The sequence below is a fragment of the Cellulophaga lytica DSM 7489 genome, from assembly GCF_000190595.1.
GTDB classification, from domain to species: Bacteria; Bacteroidota; Bacteroidia; order Flavobacteriales; family Flavobacteriaceae; genus Cellulophaga; species Cellulophaga lytica.
Window position 1 is genome coordinate 3,111,315 of record NC_015167.1, and the last position, 23,258, is coordinate 3,134,572.

Consider the following 23,258-nt stretch of genomic DNA (forward strand, 5'->3'; position numbering starts at 1 on the left):
CTAAACTATGGTTGTACAATCTATTTTATATAAATTTAGAAAATCTAAAAAACCAACCTATGAAGCATATTTCTATATTCCTACTATTGATAACTTATTCTTTATCTATAAATGCACAATTTACAAGTAAGAAAAATGATTTTAAAAAATACTCTGGCTATTTTTCGTTTTATTACGATGACAAAAAAGATAAGGTATATTTAGAAGTTGAAGAATTGGAAAAAGAATTTTTATATGTAAATTCTTTAAGTAGTGGTATTGGTAGTAATGATATTGGTTTAGATAGGGGCCAGTTAGGTAAAACTAGAGTAGTATTTTTTAAAAAAGCAGGAAACAAACTAGTATTAGTACAACCAAATTTAAAATATAGAGCGTTAACTAATAATGTTTTAGAAAAACAATCTGTAGAGCAAGCTTTTGCAAAATCTATTTTGGGTGGTTTTAAAATTGAAGAAGAAAAAGAAGGTAAATATATAATAGATATTACCCCATTATTAATGCAAGATACCCACGGTGTTGCCGCTAAATTAAAAAATTCTGCTCAAGGTAGTTATAGTTTAGATGCTAGTAAAAGTGCTTTTAATTTAGAGCGTACAAAGGCTTTTCCTAAAAATATAGAGTTTGATGTTTTTTTAACCTTTAAAGGAACTGCAAAGGGTAGGTATATTAGTTCTGTAACGCCAACATCTAGCCTAGTAACAGTAGCACAGCATCATTCTTTTATAGAGTTGCCAGATGACAATTATAAAAAAAGAAGTTATCATCCACAAAGTGGTTCCTTTATGTTTTCTTATTATGATTATGCTACTCCAGTACAAAAAGACATACAGAAAAGATTTATTACTAGGCACAGATTAGAAAAGAAAAACCCTAATGCGGCAATAAGTGAGGCAGTAGAGCCAATTGTCTATTATTTAGATAATGGCACACCAGAACCAGTACGCTCTGCACTGTTAGAAGGTGGTAGGTGGTGGAACCAAGCTTTTGAAGCTATTGGTTATAAAAATGCTTTTCAGTTAAAAATATTACCAGCAGATGCAGACCCAATGGATGTTAGGTATAACGTTATACAATGGGTACATAGATCTACTAGAGGGTGGAGTTATGGTGCTAGTGTTACAGACCCTAGAACCGGAGAAATTATAAAAGGGCACGTAAGTTTAGGAAGTTTACGAATTCGCCAAGATTTTTTAATTGCGCAAGCCTTAACAAATAAACCTTTTGCAAAGAGTGATGATAACTATAACAAAATGCTTGAACTTGCACTAGCACGTATAAGACAGTTGTCTGCACACGAAATTGGACATACCTTAGGTTTTGCTCATAATTTTGCAGCTAGTACCAATAACAGAGCATCTGTTATGGATTATCCGCATCCACAATTTAAGTTGAAAGGAAAAAATATAGATTTTTCTAGTGCATATGCAGAGGGTATAGGTGAGTGGGATAAATATACAGTAGCTTATTCTTATTCAGATTTTAAAGATGGTGTAGACGAAGAAAAAGAATTGAAAAAAAATATTGAAAAGGCATATAAAGAAGGATATAGGTTTATATCAGACAGAGATGCCAGAGCCAGTGGAGGTGCACATGCATATGCACACCTTTGGGACAATGGAGGTAATGCAACAGAAGAATTAAATAAGGTGTTAAAAATTAGAGCAGTAGGTATTTCTAATTTTTCTATAGATAATATTAAGGAAGGACAACCAAATTCAGTTCTAGAAGATGTTTTTGCTCCATTGTATTTTTTTCATAGATACCAAACTGAAGCCGTAACTAAACTAATTGCTGGTTTAGACTATAATTATGCAGTAAAAGGAGATGGGCAATTTACAGTTAAAACAGTATCTAGTAAAGAGCAACAATACGCCTTAGATGCATTATTAAAAACATTAAAAGCTGAACAGATTGCAATTCCTAAAAATAAACTACCTCTTTTTCCTCCTAGAGCTTTAGGTTATGGTAGCAGTAGGGAATCTTTTAGCGGAAAAACAGGAATTTCTTTTGATGCGCTTTCTGCTGCAGAAACAGCTGCAGATATGACACTTTCTTTTTTATTGCATCCGCAAAGAGCATCTAGATTAATACAGCAAAAAAGTTTAGACTCCAAACAACTAGGACTACAAGATGTGTTAAACCAATTAGTTAATACTACACTAAATTATAATTATAAAGATTCTTATTTAAATGGTGTACAACAGAATATTAACTTTAGAGCTCTATATTATATCACAAAATTAGCGTTAAGTAAAAACGTACATCCGCAAGTAAATGCTATTGCTAATTTTAAGCTAAACGAATTAAAAAATAAGTATAATGCAGTAAGTACGCCATATGCTTTAGAAATTGTAACAAGAATAAATTATTATCAAAAACACCCAGAATTATTTAAGGTAGTTACGTCTCCTAAAATTCCTGATGGTTCTCCTATAGGAATGGAATGTCTATCAAACTAAAAAAAAAGAATATCTAAAAATGAAAATAAACCTTATTAGTGATACGGTAACAAAGCCTACCCCAGAAATGCTAAATGCAATGTTTGCCTCTGAAGTAGGAGATGATGTTTTTAAGCATGACCCAACTATTAATGCGTTAGAAGAAAAACTAGCAACAATGTTTGGTAAAGAAGCAGCTTTATTTTTTCCTAGTGGAACTATGGCAAACCAAACAGCAATAAAATTACATACACAACCAGGAGAGCAATTAATTTGTGATAAATATGCTCATATTTTTAATTATGAGGGAGGTGGTGTTAGCTTTAATAGCGGTGTGTCATGTAGGCTTATTGATGGCCACAGAGGTATGATGACTGCAAAACAGGTAGAGGAAGCAATTAATCCGCCAGATTTTTATCATAGTCCGCTTACCACACTAGTTTGTATAGAAAATACAACTAATAAAGGAGGAGGAGCTTGTTGGGATTTTGAAGAGCTAAAAAAAATTAAGATGGTTTGTGAAAAACACAACTTAAAATACCATTTAGATGGGGCTCGTTTATGGAATGCATTGGTAGCTAAAAATGAAACTCCAAAACAATATGGAGATTTGTTTGATACCATAAGTGTTTGCTTAAGTAAAGGTTTAGGATGTCCTGTAGGGTCTGTATTAATAGGCTCTAAAGAGGATATAGAAAAAGCTATCCGGGTACGTAAGCTATTTGGTGGCGGAATGAGGCAGGCAGGTTATTTAGCTGGTGCAGCTATATATGCTTTAGATAATCACATAGATAGATTAAAAGAAGATCATAGAAAAGCAAAAGAGATAGGAGAGGTATTGCAAAACTTAAGCTATGTAAAAACTGTAGAGCCTATAGAAACTAATATTGTTATTTTTGCTATTGATGAAAATAAATTAAGCCAAGAACAATTCTTAGATAAATTACTTAAAAAAGGAGTAGAAATTATAGGAATGGGACAAGGAAAATTACGTATAGTTACTCATTTAGACTACACAGATACTATGCATAGCACTTTTTTGTCTGTTTTAAAGAGTTTGTAAATTGGGCATAGATAAAAAGCTGTTTTTTAAATTTTTAATACCATTTTCCATACCAGCTTCTGATGAATAAAACTGACTTTTACCAATAACCTTACCGTTTAAACCTTTTAAATTAAATAAAAACTTGCCATTGTAAGCGGTCTTACGTTCAAAAACGTTAAGACTGTTTATAGATGGCATTATTTCTTTTATGGCACTATGTAACTCTTCTTTTGTTTTAAAACTGTTCCCTTGCAGTAACACAACATTGTTCTTTGTTTTTAAACTAAAAGTAAAAGTATTATCCTCTTTTTTTTCAATATCTAACATACCTACACATTTTTATTAAATATAAGAATTTTTTTAAAGTTATGGTAAAATTAATTTTAAGACTTTGTTAAGATTAGTGGTTTATTTATAAATTAACGCTTGTTAAGCCTTAAAACACTAGTAAAATAAGGTTTTTTTATAAATTAATGCTCTTTTTTTATGATTAGTTGAACATAAAAATTATATTTGCAGTATAATTATTTAACATATTTTAACATTAATTAAACACATTAACCAAAAATGAAAAAATTATTATTCTTATTTGCAGTAATGACTGCATCTGTTACTATGGCTCAAGATTTGCCTACAAATCCAGAACCAGGTAAATGTTACGTACGTTGTACAACTCCAGACGTATACGTTAATGAATCTATTACAATAACTACTAAACCTGCATATTCTGTATTAAAAACAGTGCCTGCAACTTTTAAAACTGTTACAGAGCGTGTTTTGATTAAAGATGAAAGTAAAAGTTTAAAAATAGTACCTGCTAAATGGGGAACAGAAACTGTTAGTTATGTAGCTAAAGAAGGAGGTAATACGTTAAGCATTACTCCTGCAAGTTTTACACCAAGCTCACAAACTATAGAGGTTAAGCCTGCATATGCAGTTTGGGAATTAGGTGCTCCTGCTCCTGATTGTGCTTCTAGCAACCCAGATGATTGTAGATACTGGTGTTACAAAGGTTACCCAGCAGAGTTTACAACTATTCAAACTCAAGAATTAGCTTCAGACGCTACTGTATCTAAAACACCAATTGGTTCTAGAAACGCAACTTACAAGAAAACTGTTTTAGTTTCTGGTCCTTCTGTTGTAGAAACTATAATTCCTGCTGAGTACAAAGAAATTACTAAAACTGTTTTAGATAAGGATGCTTTTACTACAAGTGTTTCTGTACCTGCTGTAACTAAAACTATTACCAAAGAGGTATTAAAGCAAAAAGGTGGTCTTACTACTTGGAGCGAGGTTGAGTGTTCTTTAGTACAATACCAAGCTTTACCAATTAACTGGAATACTGGTAGCTCTACTTTAACTGCTGAAGCAAAAAGAATTATTGATTCTAGATTAATGCCAGTTTTAAACCAAAACCCAGGTGTTAAATTAGAGATTGCTTCTCATACAGATTCTAGAGGTAATAGCGTATCTAACCAAAGTTTATCAGAAAGAAGAGCTAAGTCTGTTGCAGATTACTTAATTTCTAAAGGAGTAAACTCTAGCTTATTAGTAGCTAACGGTTACGGTGAAAACAAATTAAAGAACAGATGTAAAGATGGTGTTTCTTGTACAGAAAGAGAGCACGCTGCTAACAGAAGAACTGAATTTAGATTAATTAACAACTAGTAGTAAAATCTATTATAGTTAATCACTAACCAATAAAAAGGGCTTTCAATTAATTTTGAAGGCTCTTTTACTTTTTAAATAATCCTATTTTGGTTTGTTGTTATTTGGTAATTTGTTTACAAATGTTAAGTAGTGTTGTTTAAGGGGCAACAATTTTAAGTAGATGTAAAAAAAAGACCCTTAATATAAATTAAAGGTCTTGTTTGCTTTTTTACTGTAAGATGAAAACTATTTCATATACTTCTTTAAAAACTTAATATGGTGTTGTACTTCGCCGTTCATACTATAACCGTGTAAAGCACCTTTTTCTCTGCCTTTACTATCTAGTATTTTTAAGTTAGGAAATACTCCTTTTTTATTATACTTAGCCATTAAATCCATATTGTGTTTTAATTGCTTTTCCGTTAATAAGTCATTGTTTCTAGGAATATCTATATATAATAACTCGTAATTTTCAGATATTTCTTTAAATTCAGCTGTAGCAAACAAATCCTTTTTTAGCATTTTGCAAGGTCCGCACCAATCACTCCCCGTAAAGTAAACTAAAATGTTTTTATCTGCTTTTTTAGCCTTTTTTAGCACAGTTTCATAATCTGTGTTCCATTCTACATCTCCAATAACTTTATTAGCTGGTGCAAAACCAAATACTAAAGGAAAAATTAAGGCAATTAATAAGTGTTTCATCTTTGTCTTTTTTATTGTTGATACAAAAAACTTGCCAGTTTTTATTTAAATAACGAATCCATTCCCGGAATATTGGGTAAACCGTCTTTTGCAGCAGCAGCTAATTCGGTTTCATTTACCTGTGTAGCTTTTTCTATAGCCTTGTTTAATGTAATTATTAAATAATCTTCAAGCTGTTCTTTATCATTTAAAATACTTTCATCAATCTCAATACTTTTAATTGTTCTGTTAGCCGTAATTGTTACTTTAATAGCGTTATCAGTAGATTTTTCGTCAATTAAAACAGTATTTAAGCGCTGCTTTGTTTCTTCAACTTTTTGCTGGGTTTCTTTTAGTTTTCCCATCATACCCATCATATCTCCAAACATAATATTTATAAATTATAGTTATTATTTTTCAAAATTACTAAATTGTAGCTCAATCAATCTTAAAAAAAAATGAAAGTCATAAAAAAAGGTATTGTTCTGTTAGTTAGTATTATTTTTGTCGCTTCATGTAAAAATATAAATAAGCCTATGGCTACTATAAAAACTCCTGTTGCAAAAAAAGTTCCAAAAGAATTAGTTAAACATAATGATGTTAGAGTAGATGATTATTATTGGCTAAACAACAGAGAAGATAAAGAAGTTATTACATATTTAGAAGAAGAAAACACTTATTATAATACCTTAACCGCACACACTAAAGAGTTTCAAGCATCACTTTTTAGTGAAATGAAAGGGCGAATAAAAGAAGATGATTCCTCTGTACCTTACAAGTTAAACGGGTATTGGTATGGAACTAGATATGAAGTTGGTAAAGAATACCCTATTTACTCTAGAAAAAAAGGTGAGGAATCTGCCCAAGAAGAAATTATTTTTAATTGTAATGATTTAGCAAAAGATCATGATTATTTTAATTTAAGTGGTATTGCAATTAGCCCTAATAACAAATTAGCAGCTTTTGGTGTAGATACTGTTTCTAGAAGAGAATATACAATTAAAATTAAAAATTTAGAAACAGGGGAAGTTTATAAAGATGTTATAGAGAAAACCACAGGTAGTAGCGTATGGGCTGCAGATGATAAAACACTTTTTTATGCTAAAAAAGATCCTGTAACATTAAGGTCTGATAAAATTTACAAACATAAACTGGGTACACCAACCTCTGAAGATGTTTTAGTGTATCATGAACAAGACGAAACTTTTAATACTTACATATATAAAACCAAGTCAAAAAAATACATAGTAATTGGGTCTTCTAGTACATTAACATCTGAGTATAGATTTATTAATACAGATGAGCCAGATTCAGATTTTAAAATATTTTCTCCTAGAGAAAGAGGATTAGAGTATTCTATAGCACATTATGGAGATAAGTTTTTTATTTTAACCAATAAAGACCAAGCTTATAACTTTAAATTAATGACTTGTAATGAGTCTGCAACGGCAGCTACAAATTGGAAAGAATTTATACCTCATAGAGAAAATGTACTCCTTGAAGATTTAGACATATTTAAAGATTATTATGTATTATCTGAAAGGGAAAATGGATTAAATAAATTAAAAATTGTTCGTTGGGATACTAATAAAGGATATTACTTGCCTTTTGAGAGTGAAACCTACACGGCTTATGTAGGTACTAATCCAGATTTTAATACATCTATACTAAGGTATGGTTATAATTCTTTAACAACACCAAGTTCTGTTATAGATTTTAATATGGATACCCAAACCAAAGAAATTAAAAAAGAACAAGAAGTATTAGGAGGTAAGTTTAAAAAAGAAAATTACAGATCTCAGAGAGTTTGGGCAACCGCCAGAGATGGTGTTAAAATACCAATGTCTGTAGTTTATCATAAAAATACTAAGTTAGATGGTACTAGCCCTTTACTGCAATATGCATACGGCTCATACGGTTATACAATAGATCCTTATTTTTCTACAGTACGTTTAAGTTTATTAGACAGAGGTTTTATTTATGTAATTGCACACGTTAGAGGAGGAGAGTATTTGGGAAGAAAATGGTACGAGGACGGAAAGCTTTTAAAAAAGAAAAACACTTTTACAGATTTTATAGACTGCTCTAAATATTTAATTGATAATAATTATACGAGTACAAAACATTTGTATGCCTCTGGAGGATCTGCCGGAGGATTGTTAATGGGTGGCGTGCTTAATATGGCGCCAGAGTTATATAACGGTGTAATTGCAAGTGTGCCATTTGTAGATGTTGTTACAACAATGTTAGATGATTCTATACCACTTACAACAGGTGAGTATGATGAGTGGGGAAACCCAAATGATAAAGAGTATTATGATTATATGAAATCTTATTCTCCTTATGATAATGTTACAGCACAAGATTACCCAACAATTTTAGTAACAACAGGATTGCATGATTCTCAAGTACAATATTGGGAGCCTGCTAAATGGGTTGCAAAATTACGAGAACTTAAAACAGATAGTAATTTACTATTTTTAGATACTAATATGGATGCTGGCCATGGCGGTGCTTCAGGAAGGTTTGAGGCATTAAAAGAAGTAGCAAAAGACTATGCGTTTTTAATAGATTTAGAGGGAAAAATCGATAAGTAAAAAAAAAAACCTAAATTTGTCACGTAATTGATAAGCAAACCAACAAAGTCTTATCATTTTATAACCAAATACGCATGGAAAATAAAATTAATGCCTATAACAATGTTTTAGAGTTAATAGGTAACACTCCGTTAATTAAAATTAATAATGTTACTAATTCCTTTAAAGGAGAATATTACGCTAAAGTAGAGGCTTTTAATCCGGGACATTCTGCAAAAGACAGAATAGCAATTCATATAATTGAAGAAGCAGAACGTAAAGGATTATTACACGAAGACAGTACAATTATTGAAACAACATCTGGTAATACAGGTTTTAGTATTGCAATGGCAAGTATTGTTAAAGGATACAAATGTATATTAGCAGTAAGTTCTAAATCATCTCCAGATAAAATAGATATGTTGCGCTCTATGGGAGCACAAGTATATGTTTGTCCTGCGCACGTAAGTGCAGATGATCCTCGTTCTTATTATGAGGTTGCTAAAAGGTTACACAGAGAAACAGAAGGTTCAATATACATTAATCAATATTTTAATGAACTTAATAGAGCTGCACATTACGCTTCTACAGGGCCAGAAATTTGGGAACAAACAAATGGCAATATTACCCATTTAGTTGCATGTAGTGGTACAGGTGGTACTATTTCTGGTACAGCAAAGTATTTAAAAGAGCAAAACCCAAATGTAAAAGTTATTGGAGTAGATGCTTTTGGGTCTGTATTAAAAAAATACCATGAAACACGTGAGTTTGATGCTAATGAAATTTACCCTTACCGTATAGAAGGTTTAGGTAAAAATTTAATACCAGGAGCAACAGATTTTGATGTTATAGATAAATTTGTAAAAGTTACAGATGAAGAAAGCGCACATACTGCAAGACAAATTTCTGGTACAGAAGGTTTGTTTGTTGGGTACACTAGTGGTGCTGCAATGCAAGCTGTAAAACAATTACATGCAGATGGTGAATTTGATGCCAATAGTAAAGTAGTTGTTATATTTCCTGATCACGGATCTAGATATATGAGTAAAATTTATAGTGATGAATGGATGGAGGCACAAGGGTTTTTAAATGCTGTTGTAGAACAGGAAAAGCCAGAAATTCAATTTGTTAAGTAAAAAACTTAGAAAATATAAAATAAAAAAGCAATGAATTTTAGTTCATTGTTTTTTTTTGTTCATAAAATTGTTATGAAACCTTGCTGAAATTCTGTACTTTTGCAGACAGCCAAAATAGCTTAGATGAGAGATTTATTTGATAGAATACTAGCGAACAAAGGACCATTAGGAAAATGGGCATCGCAAGCAGAGGGATATTTTGTTTTCCCTAAATTAGAAGGAACTATTTCTAATAGAATGAAATTCCAAGGGAAAGAAGTAATTACTTGGAGTGTTAACGATTATTTAGGTTTAGCAAACCACCCAGAAGTGCGTAAAGTAGATGCACAAGCAGCAGCAGATTATGGTTCTGCTTACCCAATGGGAGCACGTATGATGTCTGGACACACAGACTTACACGAACAATTACAAAATGAGTTGGCTGAATTTGTTAAAAAAGATGCAGCTTACTTATTAAACTTTGGTTACCAAGGTATGGTATCTACTATAGATGCGTTGGTTTCTAAAGATGATATTATAGTTTATGATGTAGACTCGCACGCATGTATTATTGATGGTGTACGTTTGCATATGGGTAAACGTTTTACTTACAAGCATAATGACGTTGAGAGTTTAGAAAAAAACTTAGAGCGTGCTACTAAAATGGCAGAACAAACTGGTGGAGGTATTTTAGTTATCTCTGAAGGTGTTTTTGGTATGCGTGGTGAGCAAGGTAAATTAAAAGAGATTGTAGCTTTAAAGAAAAAGTACAACTTTAGGTTTTTAGTAGATGATGCTCACGGTTTTGGTACATTAGGTAAAACTGGTGCTGGAGCAGGTGAAGAACAAGGAGTGCAAGATGAAATAGACGTGTACTTTGCTACTTTTGCAAAATCTTTAGCTAGTACTGGTGCATTTATAGCAGCAGATCAAGAAATTATAGATTACTTAAAATACAACTTGCGTTCGCAAATGTTTGCAAAGTCATTACAAATGCAATTGGTTGTAGGTGCATTAAAGCGTTTAGATATGCTTAGAACAATGCCAGAGTTAAAAAATAAACTTTGGGAGAATGTAAATGCATTGCAAAGTGGATTAAAAGAACGTGGTTTTGATATAGGAACAACTACTAGTTGTGTTACTCCTGTGTTTTTAAATGGTAGTATACCAGAAGCTATGGCGTTGGTTAGAGATTTAAGAGAAAACTATGGTATTTTCTGCTCTATAGTGGTTTATCCTGTAATTCCTAAAGGACTTATTTTATTAAGAATGATTCCTACAACTTCTCATACCTTAGAAGATGTAAATGAAACGCTTAATGCTTTTGATGCAATACGTGAGCGTTTAACAAATGGTACATACAAAAGATTATCTGCCGCTGTTGCAGCTGCAATGGGAGAGTAAAAAATCTTTTTATTTTATATTAAAAAACCCAAGCAAATTATGCTTGGGTTTTTTAGTTTATAAGTTTTTGCGGTATGTTCTGCGTCTTCTAAATATTTTTGGATCAAAATTTTTCCAAAGCTGTCTAATAGCGGTATTTTCTTCTAACTCTGGTGTTCTTATGCAATTTTCTATACCTTTATCTTTAAATGTTTTATAATATTCATTAAAAATAATAGCTGTTACTCCTTTGTTTTGGTATTCTGGGTGTACACCAATTAAATAAAAAATAACATCTTTACTCTGTTTTTTAGCTTTAAGTAAATGGTAAGCGCCAAAAGGAAATAATTTCCCCTTAGATTTTTGTAATGCTTTAGAAAAAGAAGGCATTACTATAGAGAAAGCAACAAGATTATCATCTTTATCTACCACAAATTTTATGTACTCTGGGTTAATAAAGCTTATGTATTTTTGCTTAAAGTGTTCTTTTTGTATGTCGTTTATAGGGACAAAAGAAGATAAGGAAGCGTAAGACTCATTAAACAAATCAAACATTTTATCTGCTAAAGGCATTACATCTTTAGTTTTTGTAAAATTTATTTCTCTTAGGTTGTATCTCTTTTTTATTAAACCCTGTATTCTTTCAAAAAATTCTGGTTTGGCATTGGCAAACGGAAATTTATTTTCTAAATATTCTTTTTCTTTTACAAAACCTAAACGTTCATAATGTTTAACGTAATAGGGGTGGTTGTACCAAGTTATCATACTACCAATATGGTCATAACCTTCTGTAACAACACCTACTTTATCTAAATTAGAAAAGCCAACGGGGCCTTCCATAAACTCTAATTTGTGCTCTCTACCTATTTCTTCAACCCTTTTTAGTAAAGCCTCAGATACGTTTGTATCATCAACAAAATCAAACCAACCAAAGCGCATTTTTTTAACTTTTTGGTTGTTAATTTCTATCCAATTAATTATTGCAGCAACCCTACCTACAAGTTTAGGTCCGTTGTAAGCTAATAAAAACCAGGCTTCTGCATCTTTAAAAACAGGATTTTTGTCTTTATTAAATGAATCTAATTCATCATTAATAATTGGTGGCACCCAGTAAGGTGAATTTTTGTATATACTAAACGGAAATTTTACAAATTGCTTTAATTCTGCTTTGGTTTTAGCTTCAACAATGGTAATCATATTCTAATATCTTTTTCTGCATCAATATTAGGGATATTAATTAATAAGAGAAAGTTTTAAGCTTGTAAAAATTAGAAGTTGTTTTTAAAAATCTATAGGCTCATCATCTTTAGATTTCTTTTTCTTGCTTTTTTTTCCTTTAGCATCTCTTTTTGCTTGTTTTCTTTTCTTTTTAAGGTCTTTCTTTCTAATTTTTCCATCCTTAGTTGTTGCATTCTGATCTTCAATAGCAATTACTTTATCTTTATGCATATCTAACCTATATGAAAAACCAGCAGCAAAAAATAGGCGGGTAGGAGTATCTTTTATATTGGCACCCAAATGTAAATCTACTTGCATATTTTCATCAATTAAATAAGCAGTACCACCTCTAAAAATTACATCAGAATATCTGTCGCTTTTAATACCTTGGTTTTCTGCAAAAACACTCCATTTAGGGTTTCTAAATGCATGAGATAAAGAAACAATGTAGCTCCATTCGGGAAAATCTGTTCCTATGCGGTCATAAGCAACGTTAGTAATAAGCACAAATTTTGGAGAAAGCCTACTTTGTGTAGCAATCATACCTCTTGGAGATACTGTAGCTTCACCAGGGTAGTATGGATTGTCACCCAAAACAAAGTTGGCACCTGCATAAACAGATATTGCAGGTATTAAATTTTTTAGCTGAAATGTGTTATTAGCTTTCCAGCTATATAAATTTGGCTTGTTTGCTTCTTCACTCTTGTAAGGGTCAAAAATTAAATATTTTAATCCAATTCTATTTCTTTTAAAATCTGTATACTTTTGATCAGGAAAACCAATGGTAGAATATGTTCTGTTTTCATTAGTATATGTCCCTTCATATATAATTTCTAATTCTTCAAAAAACAAACCATACCTTAAAGCTAAATCTACTCCCAGTAATTTAGAATCAGTTTTTAGTGTGTTATGACTTTGTTTTTCGTAAGACATTCCGGCTTCGGCCTGTAAAACTCCTGTGCCAATTGCATATGCACTTACAGATTGTCCTGGTCTGTTAGAGTTTATAACGTCTGTGTATTGTGAAAGTCCTAAAAATGGAAGTGTAAAAAGAAATAAAGAGAATATATTTTTTAATTTTTTCATACCTGTAAGCTTACCTAAATATACTTTTATTATTATTTTAAGAGATATAATCTTTATATACAACGGTAGAATTGTATTTTTGATATAAATTTTTAGAACAAATATGGATTTTTTAATAGCTATTCTTGTAATTGTTGCGGTTTATTACCTATTAAAGTTTTTGATACGCTTGTATGCGCCTAAAATGATGAATTATGCAGCTAAAAAAACTGAAGAACATTTAAAGAAAAAATTTGAAGAGTTTGCGCAAAACCCTAATCAGGGATATACTAATACAACAGATGAGTCTTCTTCAAAAACAAATAAGACTAAGTTCAAATCTAACCCTTCTAAAAAAGTAGGAGAGTATATAGATTTTGAAGAAGTAGAATAAAAAAATAACAACCAACCTTTATTAAGTTTAGAGTTTAGGCAACCAAAAAATGCTTATTTTGCTAAACTTACGTATGAAAATTTAATACAACACCAACAACATAATGAAAATTAATTTTAGATCTGTTTTAACCAACTTTTTTGTTCTTGTTTTATTTGTAGTTGCCTCTTTGGCTTATTTTACTCCTGTTTTACAGGGTAAAAAAATATTTCAGTCAGATATTGCCCAGTATACAGGAATGGCAAAAGAGCAAAATAATTTTAGAGAAAAAACAAATACAGAGCCTTATTGGACAAACAGTGCTTTTGGTGGTATGCCAACATATCAGTTAGGAGCTAATTACCCTCATAATTACATAAAAAAGTTAGACAAATTAATACGGTTTTTACCTAGACCAGCAGATTATTTATTTTTATACTTTTTAGGTTTTTATATTTTATTATGTTGTCTAAAAGTAGATTATAGGTTGGCCGTTGTTGGTGCATTGGCTTTTGGTTTTAGTACTTATTTAATTATAATTTTAGGTGTTGGCCATAATGCAAAGGCACACGCTTTGGGGTATATACCAATGTTGTTAGGCGGTATAATTTTAATGTTTAGAAAAAAATACATTTTAGGATTTATACTCACAGCATTTGCAATGGCTTTAGAGGTTAATGCCAACCACTACCAAATGACCTATTATTTTATGTTGCTAATTTTAATATTAGGTGTTATTTACTTGGTTTATGCTATTGTAGAAAAACAACTAAAACATTATTTTGTTTCTGTAGGCTTGCTTTTTGTTGCAGTATTAATAGGTATTGCAACCAATGCTACTAATTTAATGGCTACAAAAGAGTACTCTGACTGGAGCACTAGGGGAGTGTCTAATTTAACTATTAATAATGATGGCTCTGAAAGAGAAAATACTGGAGGTTTAGATAAAGAGTATATTACACAATATAGTTACGGAATAGCAGAGTCTTTAAACATATTTGTGCCAAGATTATTTGGAGGGTCTAATTCTGAAAATTTAGGAGAGGAATCTAAAACATATGAGTTTTTAGTTCGTAAAGGATTATCTAGAAAACAAGCGTTAGATTTTGCAGAGGGTTTGCCTTTGTATTGGGGAGACCAACCAGGTGTTTCTGGCGCAGCTTATGTAGGAGCAGTATTATTTTTCTTATTTATTTTAGGTTTAATTATAGTAAAAGGAAAAGTAAAATGGTGGCTTTTAGCAGGAGCTGTAATGTCTTTAGTACTTTCTTGGGGTAAAAACTTTAGTGGTTTAACTAATTTTATGATAGATAATTTTCCTTTGTATGATAAATTTAGAGCAGTTTCATCTATACAAGTAGTTTTAGAATTATGCGTACCTCTACTTGGTGTTTTAGCTTTAATGACCTTGTTTAAAGAAAAGGAGAATAAGGCAAAGTACAATATGCCATTGTTTATAAGTGCTGGGATAGTTTTGGGTACATTAATACTTTTATTTGTATTTAAAGGTGTTTTTACTTTTGATGGTTTAAGCGATGATAGCTACAGGAAATACTTTGGAGATGAAGTATTAACAATGATAAAGTTAGACCGTCAAGAGGCTTATACAAGTGATGTTTTACGTTCTTTAATATATGTGTTACTTACAGCAGCTACATTGTCTTTATTTATACATAAAAGGTTAAAAAATAATGTATTTATAGCGGTAATAGGTGTGTTAATTTTAGCAGATTTGGTACCTGTAGCTAAAAGATATGTTACAGAAGATGATTTTGTACACGCTAGACAAATGGAACAACCATTTCCTTTAACAAATACAGATAAACAAATTAATCAAGATACTTCTGTATACCGCGTTTATAACCCAAGAGAAGGTTTAAACGGAGCAAGCACATCATACTACCATAATTCTATTGGTGGTTATCATGGAGCTAAACCCGCTACTATGCAAGACTTGTTTGATTTTCATATTTACAAAAATAATGTTAGGGTTTTAAGTATGCTTAACGTTAAATATGTTATTCAGGAAGATGAAGAAGGACGTACTTACCCAGCAGTAAACCCTAATGCAATGGGTAATGCCTGGTTTGTGCAGAACCTTAAAAAAGTATCTTCGGCTAATGAAGAAATTATGGCATTAGATAGTTTAAATATTAAAACAGAAGCTGTGGTTAATACAACAGAGTTTCCTTCGTTATCTAAGTTTACTTTTACTAAAGATTCTACAGCTACTATTAATTTAGATAACTATGAGCCTAACCATTTAACTTACACATCTACTACCAATTCTGATGCACTAGCTGTGTTTTCAGAAATGTATTATAAAAATGGATGGAATGCTTATATAGATGGAAAAAAGTCTAGTTACTTTAAAGTTAACTATACACTTAGGGCAATGCAAGTTCCTGCAGGTGAACATAAAATTGAATTTAAATTTGAACCTGAAGTAGTTAAAAAAGGAAGTAAAATAGCACTAGCAAGTAATATTCTTTTGGCGTTAATAGTTATAGGAGGTATTGTATATAGTTTTAAAAAACCAACAGCTAAAAAAGAGAATAGCTAATGCAAAAGGTGCTCATTATAGCTTATTATTGGCCTCCTGCTGGTGGGCCAGGTGTACAACGTTGGCTTAAATTTGTAAAATATTTAAAAGATTATAGTATTGAGCCAGTGGTGTATGTACCACAAAATCCTAATTATCCTATAATAGATGCATCATTTGTAAATGAAATTCCAAAAGATGTAAAAATTTACAAGCAAAAAATTAATGAGCCTTATGGTTTGGCAAGTTTTTTATCAAAAAATAAAACCAAAAAAATAAGTTCAGGTTTAATACAAAGTAAAAATCAATCTTTGATAGAAAAAATTTTGCTTTGGGTACGTGGTAATTTTTTTATACCTGATGCTCGTAAAAATTGGGTTAAACCTTCTGTTAATTATTTAACTAAGGTAGTAGAAGAAGAAAATATAAATACAATAATAACAACTGGCCCACCACACAGTATGCATTTAATAGGCCTTAAACTTAAGGAGAAGTTAGGTGTTAGCTGGGTTGCAGATTTTAGAGATCCTTGGACTTCTATTGGATACCATAAAAAATTACGTTTAAGTAAAGCATCTGCTAAAAAGCATAAGTATTTAGAACATTTGGTTTTAAATAGAGCAGATAGTATTGTGGTTACTAGTGAAACAACTAAAAACGAATTTTTAAATATTACCAATAAGCCTATAGAAGTGATAACAAATGGATTTGATGGTGATGTAGCTAGTGACGTGGCTTTAGATGATAAGTTTACCATTTCTCATATAGGATCTTTGCTTACGGGTAGAAATCCTGAGAATTTATGGCTTGCATTAGAAGAATTGTGTAATGAAAATGAAGCTTTTAAAAATAGTTTATCGCTACAGTTTATCGGTGTTGTAAGTGAAGATGTGTTACAAACAATATACAAATACAATTTAAAGTCTTACGTAAATTTAATTGGTTACGTATCACATACTGAAGCATTAAAGTATCAAGAAAAATCACAAGTACTATTACTTTCAGAAATAAATTCACCAGATACAGTAGGTATTATTGCGGGTAAATTATTTGAGTATATGCGAGCAAAAAGACCAATTTTGGCAATAGGACCAAAAGGTTGGGAGGTGAGTAATATAATTAAAGAGACAAATACAGGTGTTGCTTTTAATTATAATGATACATCTAACATAAAAAGTTTACTTTTAGATTGGTTTTTTAAATACCAAACAAAAGAATTAAGTGTAAATTCTACTAATATAAATACGTATAGTAGAAAAGAGCGTACAGCTAAATTAGCCAATCATTTATATGGGTATTGTATTTAAACAAACATTTAGTAATACTATAGTAACCTTTGTAGGGTTTGGTATTGGTGCTATTAATACACTTTTTTTATATACCAATTTTTTAACTAAAGAAAATTATGGTTTAGTTACAGTTATACTTGCTACAGCAGCTTTATTAATGCCATTGTTAACTTTTGGAGTGCAAAATACGTTAGTAAAATTTTATAGTAGTTATAAAGATAGTGATGATGTTAAGTATTTTTTAAACTTAATGTTGTACTTGCCATTACTTACAATTATACCATTTACACTGTTTAGTTATTTTGGTACTGATTTTATAGGCGATTTTTTAGCAGAAAAAAACGAAGAGGTCAAAGGGTATGTTTGGTACATTTATTTTGTGGGACTGGCAATGTCTTATTTTGAAATATTTTACTCTTGGGTAAAAGTGCATATGAAATCTGTTTTTGGAAACTTTATGAAAGAAGTTTTTGGAAGACTATGTATTGCTATTTTACTTGTATTGGTACATTATAATGTAATAACTGTAGATTTATTTTTAAAGTCCTTGGTTGGTGTTTATGTGTTACGTATGGTTGTAATGAAACTTTATGCCTTTAGTTTAGAAATACCAAGTTTAAAATTTAGATTGCCTAAAAATTATAGTTCAATTATAAAATACAGTGCTCTTATAATATTAGGTGGTTCTGCAGCTGTAATACTTTTAGAGATAGATAAGTTTATGCTAAATCAATATTTAGCAATAGAAAATGTTGCTTTTTATGGAGTTTCTGTATTTATTGCAACTGTAATTACGGTACCATCTAGAGCTATGCACCAAATTACACATCCGTTAACTGCTAAATTATTAAACAGTAAAGACAAACCAGAGCTTCGTAAATTGTATAAGAAATCATCTTTAACATTATTTATAATATCCGGAATTATTTTTTTGTTGATTATTTTAAACTTACAAGAATTATACAAATTAATGCCAGTTGCCTACAGAGGCGGAATGTTAGTGGTATTTTTAATAGGTTTAACAAAAGTGTTAGATGCTCTTTTGGGTAATAGTAATTCTATTCTTTTTAATTCTGACTATTACAGAGCAATTTTGGTAATGGGCGTTTTGTTAGCAATAGTGGTAGTGCTTTTAAACTATATGTTAATACCTGCTTATGGTTTAGGTGGTGCTGCGTGGGCAACGTTTATAGCTATTGCAAGTTTTAATACAGTAAAAATTGGTTATGTATACGCTAAGTTTAAAATGCATCCGTTTACTTTAGACACTTTAAAAGTACTATTATTACTGTGTTTATTAGGAGGGGTATTTTTCTTTATAAACTTTAATTTTCATCCTATATTAAATATTGCTATAAAAAGTATATTTATGGGAGTTGTTTATATTTTAGTACTTTATAAACTCAGAGTTTCAGAAGATGTGTATAGTATAGTGTCTTCTTACCTAAGTAAAAAGGAAACAAAAAGGTAAAGCCCCAGAAGAATAAATTCTTCAAGGACTTTAACAACTAACAACCTAAAAAACTGTCTTTATTATCTTCTGCTTCTTGTACTAGAGCTAGTTCTACTAGATCTAGAAGGAGCTTTTGCTTTACTTGACGTTCTAGAGCTACTTTTTGTTGCAACTCTACTTTTAGAAGAACTACTTCTGCTAGGAGCTTTTGTTACGCTTCTAGTTGTTCTGGTAGTAGTTCTTGTGGCTCTACTATTTGTACTTTGTGGTTTTTTATAAACCGTTGTAGTTCTTTTAGTAGTGGTTCTTGCTGGTGTTTTAGCAGTACTTCTACTTGTAGTACTTCTTGTATTACCAACTCTACTATTTGTTCTGCTTTTTGCAGGAGTTTTGTATGTTGTAGATCTTGTTACAGATCTAGATGTGTTAGGGTTTCTGCTACTTGTTCTGGTAACAGTTGTAGATCTAGTATTAGCTCTGTTATTTCTGTCTATAACAGTTCTGTTACTTTTTCTTGAGTTTTGTGCAACAGCTCTAGAGTTTGTTCTAGAAATACCAACAGTTCTGTTGCTTCTTTGTGTTACTCTATTATCATTTCTATAAACTTTAGAAGATCTGTAATTATTTCTGTTGTTATTTTTATAAGACTTACCAACTCTTACATAAGATTTTCTATAGTTATTTCTATAAGGTCTGTAATAAGTATATCTAACAGGAGCATAATATCTTCTGTACGGTCTTGGTTGTACTAAACAAAAGTTAACAGCTGGTCTATGAAAATAGTTGTGGTAAGCTCTAAATGTATAATTTCTGTTGTACCTATTTATGTAACCTCTATGGTAATCATAAAATCCTCTATTATTGTAGTATACATACATACCACCTAACCTATGAACTCTATTGTTTCTGTAGTTAATGTTTATGTTTCCAATTTGCTCAACTCTACCGTAATAATCATAATAAATAGGAACATTTTCTACTTGTATAACAGCTCCATAATCATCATACTGTACATATGCATTATAATTGTAGCCAGTATTAAATGTAATATTTGCGTTTCTTCCTAAATTTATATTAGCATTTACATTTACTCTATTATCAATAAAGAAATCAAATTCACCATCAGGGAAAACTGAAAATGTTACGCCGTTCTCTACAAAGATGAAAGAATTGTTTTGTCTAAAAGTATTGCTGCTTGCAACCTTATTCTCTGTGTTTTCTGTAGTTACAGCCATTGTACTAAATGTACCTATTAAAAGAGCTGTAAAAAGTAGTACTGATTTTTTCATACTATAAGGTTTTATAAATTCTGAATGCAACTATTTACATTCTGATATTTATATTACAAACAGCGTGCCAAAAAACAGTTTACTCGCTTAACTAACTGATAATCAATGCGAAACAAGATTATAGTTTTTCTTTGAGATATTTAGCTGTAAAAGATTTTTTACTTTTTGCAATTTGTTCTGGGGTTCCCTCTGCTATTAGCTCACCGCCTTTTGTACCTCCCTCTTGCCCTAAATCAATAATAAAATCTGCACATTTAATAAGGTCTATATTATGTTCTATAACAACTACAGAATGGCCTTTTGCTAAAAGAGCATTAAATGATTTTAGTAATTTTTTTATATCATGAAAGTGTAAACCTGTTGTAGGTTCATCAAAAATAAATAAAGATTTGTTAGTTGTTTTGCCTTTTACTAAAAACGAAGCTAATTTAATACGCTGTGCTTCACCACCAGAAAGAGTAGAGGAAGATTGCCCAAGAGTTACATATCCTAAACCAACATCTTTTAAGGGTTTAAGCTTGTTCATTATTTTTGTTTGTTGATGCTCTTCAAAAAATGCAATAGCATCATCAATAGTCATAGTTAAAACATCATCTATACTTGCATCCTGAAATTTAACCTCTAATACTTCTTTTTTAAAACGTTTACCATTACAAGCGTCACAAACCAAATGTACATCTGCCATAAACTGCATTTCTACAGTTATTTCTCCTTCTCCTTTACATTTTTCACAACGGCCCCCGTCTACATTAAAAGAAAAGTGTTTTGCTTGGTACGATCTAAGTTTGCTTAATTTTTGCGCAGCAAATAATGCCCTAATATCATCATAAGCCTTTATGTAAGTTACAGGGTTAGACCTAGAAGACCTGCCTATGGGGTTTTGATCTACGAACTCTACATTTTTAATATCTTTAAATTCACCTTCTACAGAAGTAAATTGTCCGGCTTTTTCTCCATAGCCTCCAATTTCCTTTAATACTATAGGATAGAGTAGTTTTTTTACCAGCGTACTTTTTCCGCTACCAGATACGCCAGTTACTACGGTTAGTATGCCAAGCGGAAAAGTTGCATTTATATTTTTTAAGTTGTTTTCTCTAGCACCATTTATTCTAATAAAATTGGTAAAGTTTCTTCTTTTTTTAGGAACCTCTATTTGTTTTTTGCCATTTAGGTAACTTGCGGTTAATGAGGATGATTTTAAAATATCTGTCATTGTACCATTAGCAACAACCTGGCCACCGTGCGTACCAGCTTCCGGACCTATATCTATAACTTGGTCTGCAGCATTCATAATATCCTCATCATGTTCTACTACAATAACAGTGTTACCTAAATCACGTAAAGACTTTAAAACATCTATTAAGTTTTCTGTGTCTTTTGGGTGCAGGCCAATACTTGGCTCATCTAATATATACATAGACCCAACTAAGCTACTACCCAAAGATGTAGCTAAATTTATACGCTGACTCTCACCTCCAGATAAGGTATTAGATTTTCTGTTTAGTGTTAAATAAGTTAATCCAACTTTGTTTAAAAAACTAAGTCTTGTAGTTATTTCTACCAACAAGCGTTTTGCAATTTGTGCATCATGTTTACTTAGCTTAACCGAGTTAAAAAATTCTGTTAGTGTATCTATAGGTAGTTCTACTAGTTCTGATATGCATTTATCATTAACCTTTACATAATCTGTCTCTGGGCGTAGACGTTTGCCATTACAAGTACCACACTTTGTTTTACCTCTGTAACGAGATAACATTACTCGGTTTTGTATTTTGTAGCTCTTATCTTCAAGCATTGCAAAAAACTTGTTTAAGCCAGTAAAATATTTATTACCATCCCAAACTAATTGTTTTTGCTCATCTGTTAACTCAAACCAAGGTTTATGTATAGGAAAATCAAACTTATAAGAAGCAGCTATAAATTCATCTTTATATTTGCCCATACTTTCTCCTTTCCAAGGAAAAATAGCACCTTCATATACAGACAAAGCAGTATTTGGCACAACTAAATCTTGGTCTATACCAATTACATCACCATAACCTTCGCAGGTTGGGCAAGCTCCAAAGGGATTGTTAAAACTAAACAAGTGTACGTTTGGCTCTATAAATTTAATGCCGTCTAGTTCAAACTTATTACTAAAAGGAGTTTGTTTACCTGTTTCTAACTCTTCAATAATACAATTGCCTTCACCTTCAAAAAAAGCAGTATCAACAGCATTTGCTAATCTATTATAAAAATCTTCATCATCTTTAGTTATAATTCTATCTACCACCAAATAAAACTCTCTGTCCATTTGTGTAATAGAATCATCTATACGTATAACTTTACCTTTGTGTTTTATTCTGGCATACCCTTGTTTAGAAAACATTTCTAAAGCTTTTAAAGGCTCCCTGTCTTCTTTTACCTTAATAGGTGCTAATAATAATAGCTTGGTATTACTACTATACTCTTTAATATAGTTAACAACATCTGTAACAGTATGTTTTTTTACCTGTTTACCAGATACTGGAGATATGGTTTTACCAACCCTAGCATACAATAGCTTTAAATAATCATAAATTTCTGTTGTAGTACCTACAGTAGAACGTGGGTTTGTAGAGTTTACTTTTTGCTCTATAGCAATTGCAGGAGCTATACCTTTTATATAGTCTACTTTAGGTTTGTCCAATTTACCTAAAAATTGGCGTGCATATGAAGATAAACTTTCTACATACCTACGTTGGCCCTCTGCATAAAGTGTATCAAAAGCAAGGCTAGATTTACCAGAACCAGATAAACCTGTAATAACAACAAGTTTATTTCTAGGAATTACAACATCTATATTTTTGAGGTTGTGGAGTTTAGCACCCTTAATAATTATATTGTGTTTTGGGTCGACGTCTAAAAGTGTATTCATATCCGTAATTAATACTGTAAAGATACAATTTGTACCTTTTAATAACCATAAAAGACGCTTTTACATCAAAAATAGGGGTAATCACAACATAGATTTTTTGCGAACCTCTTATTTTATATATATTTGAAGTGTAATTAAACTTATAGGCCTATATAGCGAACATTACTTTTTTAAAATTATTAAACACTATTAAATGAACTTATTCCCATATAGGGAAGGGGTACGCATTAAATAACCAAAAAAAG

17 protein-coding genes are annotated in these 23,258 nt (G+C 31.2%); 10 read left to right on the top strand and 7 right to left on the bottom strand.

Going from position 1 to position 23,258, the window contains the following annotated elements:
- Positions 1-59 precede the first annotated feature (59 nt).
- On the top strand, positions 60-2,459 hold the full coding sequence (locus CELLY_RS13655) for a zinc-dependent metalloprotease (protein WP_013622274.1): 2,400 nt from the start codon (positions 60-62) through the stop codon (positions 2,457-2,459).
- A gap of 19 nt (positions 2,460-2,478) precedes the next feature.
- A complete protein-coding gene (locus tag CELLY_RS13660; protein ID WP_013622275.1) occupies positions 2,479-3,501 on the top strand; it encodes a threonine aldolase family protein in 1,023 nt (340 codons plus the stop codon).
- Here CELLY_RS13660 and CELLY_RS13665 read toward each other — a convergent pair.
- Positions 3,487-3,810 (bottom strand): YegP family protein, encoded by a 324-nt coding sequence (locus CELLY_RS13665; protein WP_013622276.1) that lies wholly within the window; start codon positions 3,808-3,810, stop codon positions 3,487-3,489. The two genes, CELLY_RS13660 and CELLY_RS13665, sit on opposite strands and share 15 nt — an antisense overlap.
- 240 nt (positions 3,811-4,050) lie before the next feature.
- Here CELLY_RS13665 and CELLY_RS13670 point away from each other — a divergent pair, with 240 nt between their 5' ends.
- Complete coding sequence (locus CELLY_RS13670; protein ID WP_013622277.1) at positions 4,051-5,151, top strand: OmpA family protein; 1,101 nt, start codon at positions 4,051-4,053, stop codon at positions 5,149-5,151.
- A 228-nt stretch (positions 5,152-5,379) separates the two neighbouring features.
- Here the strand turns inward: CELLY_RS13670 and CELLY_RS13675 are convergent, their stop codons facing one another.
- Together CELLY_RS13675 and CELLY_RS13680 are read right to left on the bottom strand one after the other, a co-directional pair.
- On the bottom strand, positions 5,380-5,835 hold the full coding sequence (locus tag CELLY_RS13675; protein WP_013622278.1) for a thioredoxin family protein: 456 nt from the start codon (positions 5,833-5,835) through the stop codon (positions 5,380-5,382).
- A gap of 41 nt (positions 5,836-5,876) precedes the next feature.
- Positions 5,877-6,203 (bottom strand): YbaB/EbfC family nucleoid-associated protein, encoded by a 327-nt coding sequence (locus tag CELLY_RS13680; protein ID WP_013622279.1) that lies wholly within the window; start codon positions 6,201-6,203, stop codon positions 5,877-5,879.
- A 147-nt stretch (positions 6,204-6,350) separates the two neighbouring features.
- Here CELLY_RS13680 and CELLY_RS13685 point away from each other — a divergent pair, with 147 nt between their 5' ends.
- The 3 genes from CELLY_RS13685 (at position 6,351) to capB (ending at position 10,909) form a co-directional block, all read left to right on the top strand.
- A complete protein-coding gene (locus tag CELLY_RS13685) occupies positions 6,351-8,411 on the top strand; it encodes a S9 family peptidase (RefSeq protein ID WP_409222102.1) in 2,061 nt (686 codons plus the stop codon).
- Between the two features lie 74 nt (positions 8,412-8,485).
- A complete protein-coding gene (gene capA, locus CELLY_RS13690; protein WP_013622281.1) occupies positions 8,486-9,526 on the top strand; it encodes a cysteate synthase in 1,041 nt (346 codons plus the stop codon).
- 123 nt (positions 9,527-9,649) lie between these two features.
- Positions 9,650-10,909, top strand: coding sequence for a cysteate-C-fatty acyltransferase (capB, locus tag CELLY_RS13695; protein WP_013622282.1), 1,260 nt, complete (start codon positions 9,650-9,652; stop codon positions 10,907-10,909).
- A gap of 57 nt (positions 10,910-10,966) precedes the next feature.
- Here the strand turns inward: capB and CELLY_RS13700 are convergent, their stop codons facing one another.
- Together CELLY_RS13700 and CELLY_RS13705 are read right to left on the bottom strand one after the other, a co-directional pair.
- Positions 10,967-12,085 carry a hypothetical protein gene (locus CELLY_RS13700; RefSeq protein ID WP_013622283.1) on the bottom strand — a complete coding sequence of 373 codons (1,119 nt, stop codon included), beginning with the start codon at positions 12,083-12,085 and terminating at the stop codon, positions 10,967-10,969.
- A gap of 84 nt (positions 12,086-12,169) precedes the next feature.
- A complete protein-coding gene (locus tag CELLY_RS13705) occupies positions 12,170-13,192 on the bottom strand; it encodes a transporter (protein WP_013622284.1) in 1,023 nt (340 codons plus the stop codon).
- A gap of 103 nt (positions 13,193-13,295) precedes the next feature.
- On the opposite strand from CELLY_RS13705, the gene CELLY_RS13710 reads away from it, so the two are divergent.
- From CELLY_RS13710 to CELLY_RS13725, 4 genes are all read left to right on the top strand, one after another.
- A complete protein-coding gene (locus CELLY_RS13710; RefSeq protein ID WP_013622285.1) occupies positions 13,296-13,565 on the top strand; it encodes a DUF4834 family protein in 270 nt (89 codons plus the stop codon).
- Positions 13,566-13,668: 103 nt separating this feature from the next.
- Positions 13,669-16,107 carry a YfhO family protein gene (locus tag CELLY_RS13715; RefSeq protein WP_013622286.1) on the top strand — a complete coding sequence of 813 codons (2,439 nt, stop codon included), beginning with the start codon at positions 13,669-13,671 and terminating at the stop codon, positions 16,105-16,107.
- On the top strand, positions 16,107-17,393 hold the full coding sequence (locus tag CELLY_RS13720) for a glycosyltransferase family 4 protein (protein WP_013622287.1): 1,287 nt from the start codon (positions 16,107-16,109) through the stop codon (positions 17,391-17,393). Before CELLY_RS13715 ends, CELLY_RS13720 begins: the two co-directional genes overlap by 1 nt.
- Positions 17,377-18,846, top strand: a complete 1,470-nt coding sequence (locus CELLY_RS13725) for a lipopolysaccharide biosynthesis protein (protein WP_013622288.1) — start codon at positions 17,377-17,379, stop codon at positions 18,844-18,846. The genes CELLY_RS13720 and CELLY_RS13725 overlap by 17 nt, the downstream gene beginning before the upstream one ends.
- Positions 18,847-18,908: 62 nt before the next feature.
- On the opposite strand, the gene CELLY_RS13730 is transcribed toward CELLY_RS13725, so the two are convergent.
- Both CELLY_RS13730 and uvrA read right to left on the bottom strand, forming a co-directional pair.
- The gene (locus CELLY_RS13730) at positions 18,909-20,117 is read right to left on the bottom strand and encodes a hypothetical protein (protein WP_013622289.1); all 1,209 of its coding nucleotides are present in this window, start codon (positions 20,115-20,117) and stop codon (positions 18,909-18,911) included.
- Positions 20,118-20,235: 118 nt separating this feature from the next.
- Entirely contained in the window at positions 20,236-23,013 is a 2,778-nt protein-coding gene (gene uvrA, locus CELLY_RS13735; protein ID WP_013622290.1) for an excinuclease ABC subunit UvrA, read from the bottom strand.
- Positions 23,014-23,258: the final 245 nt, after the last annotated feature.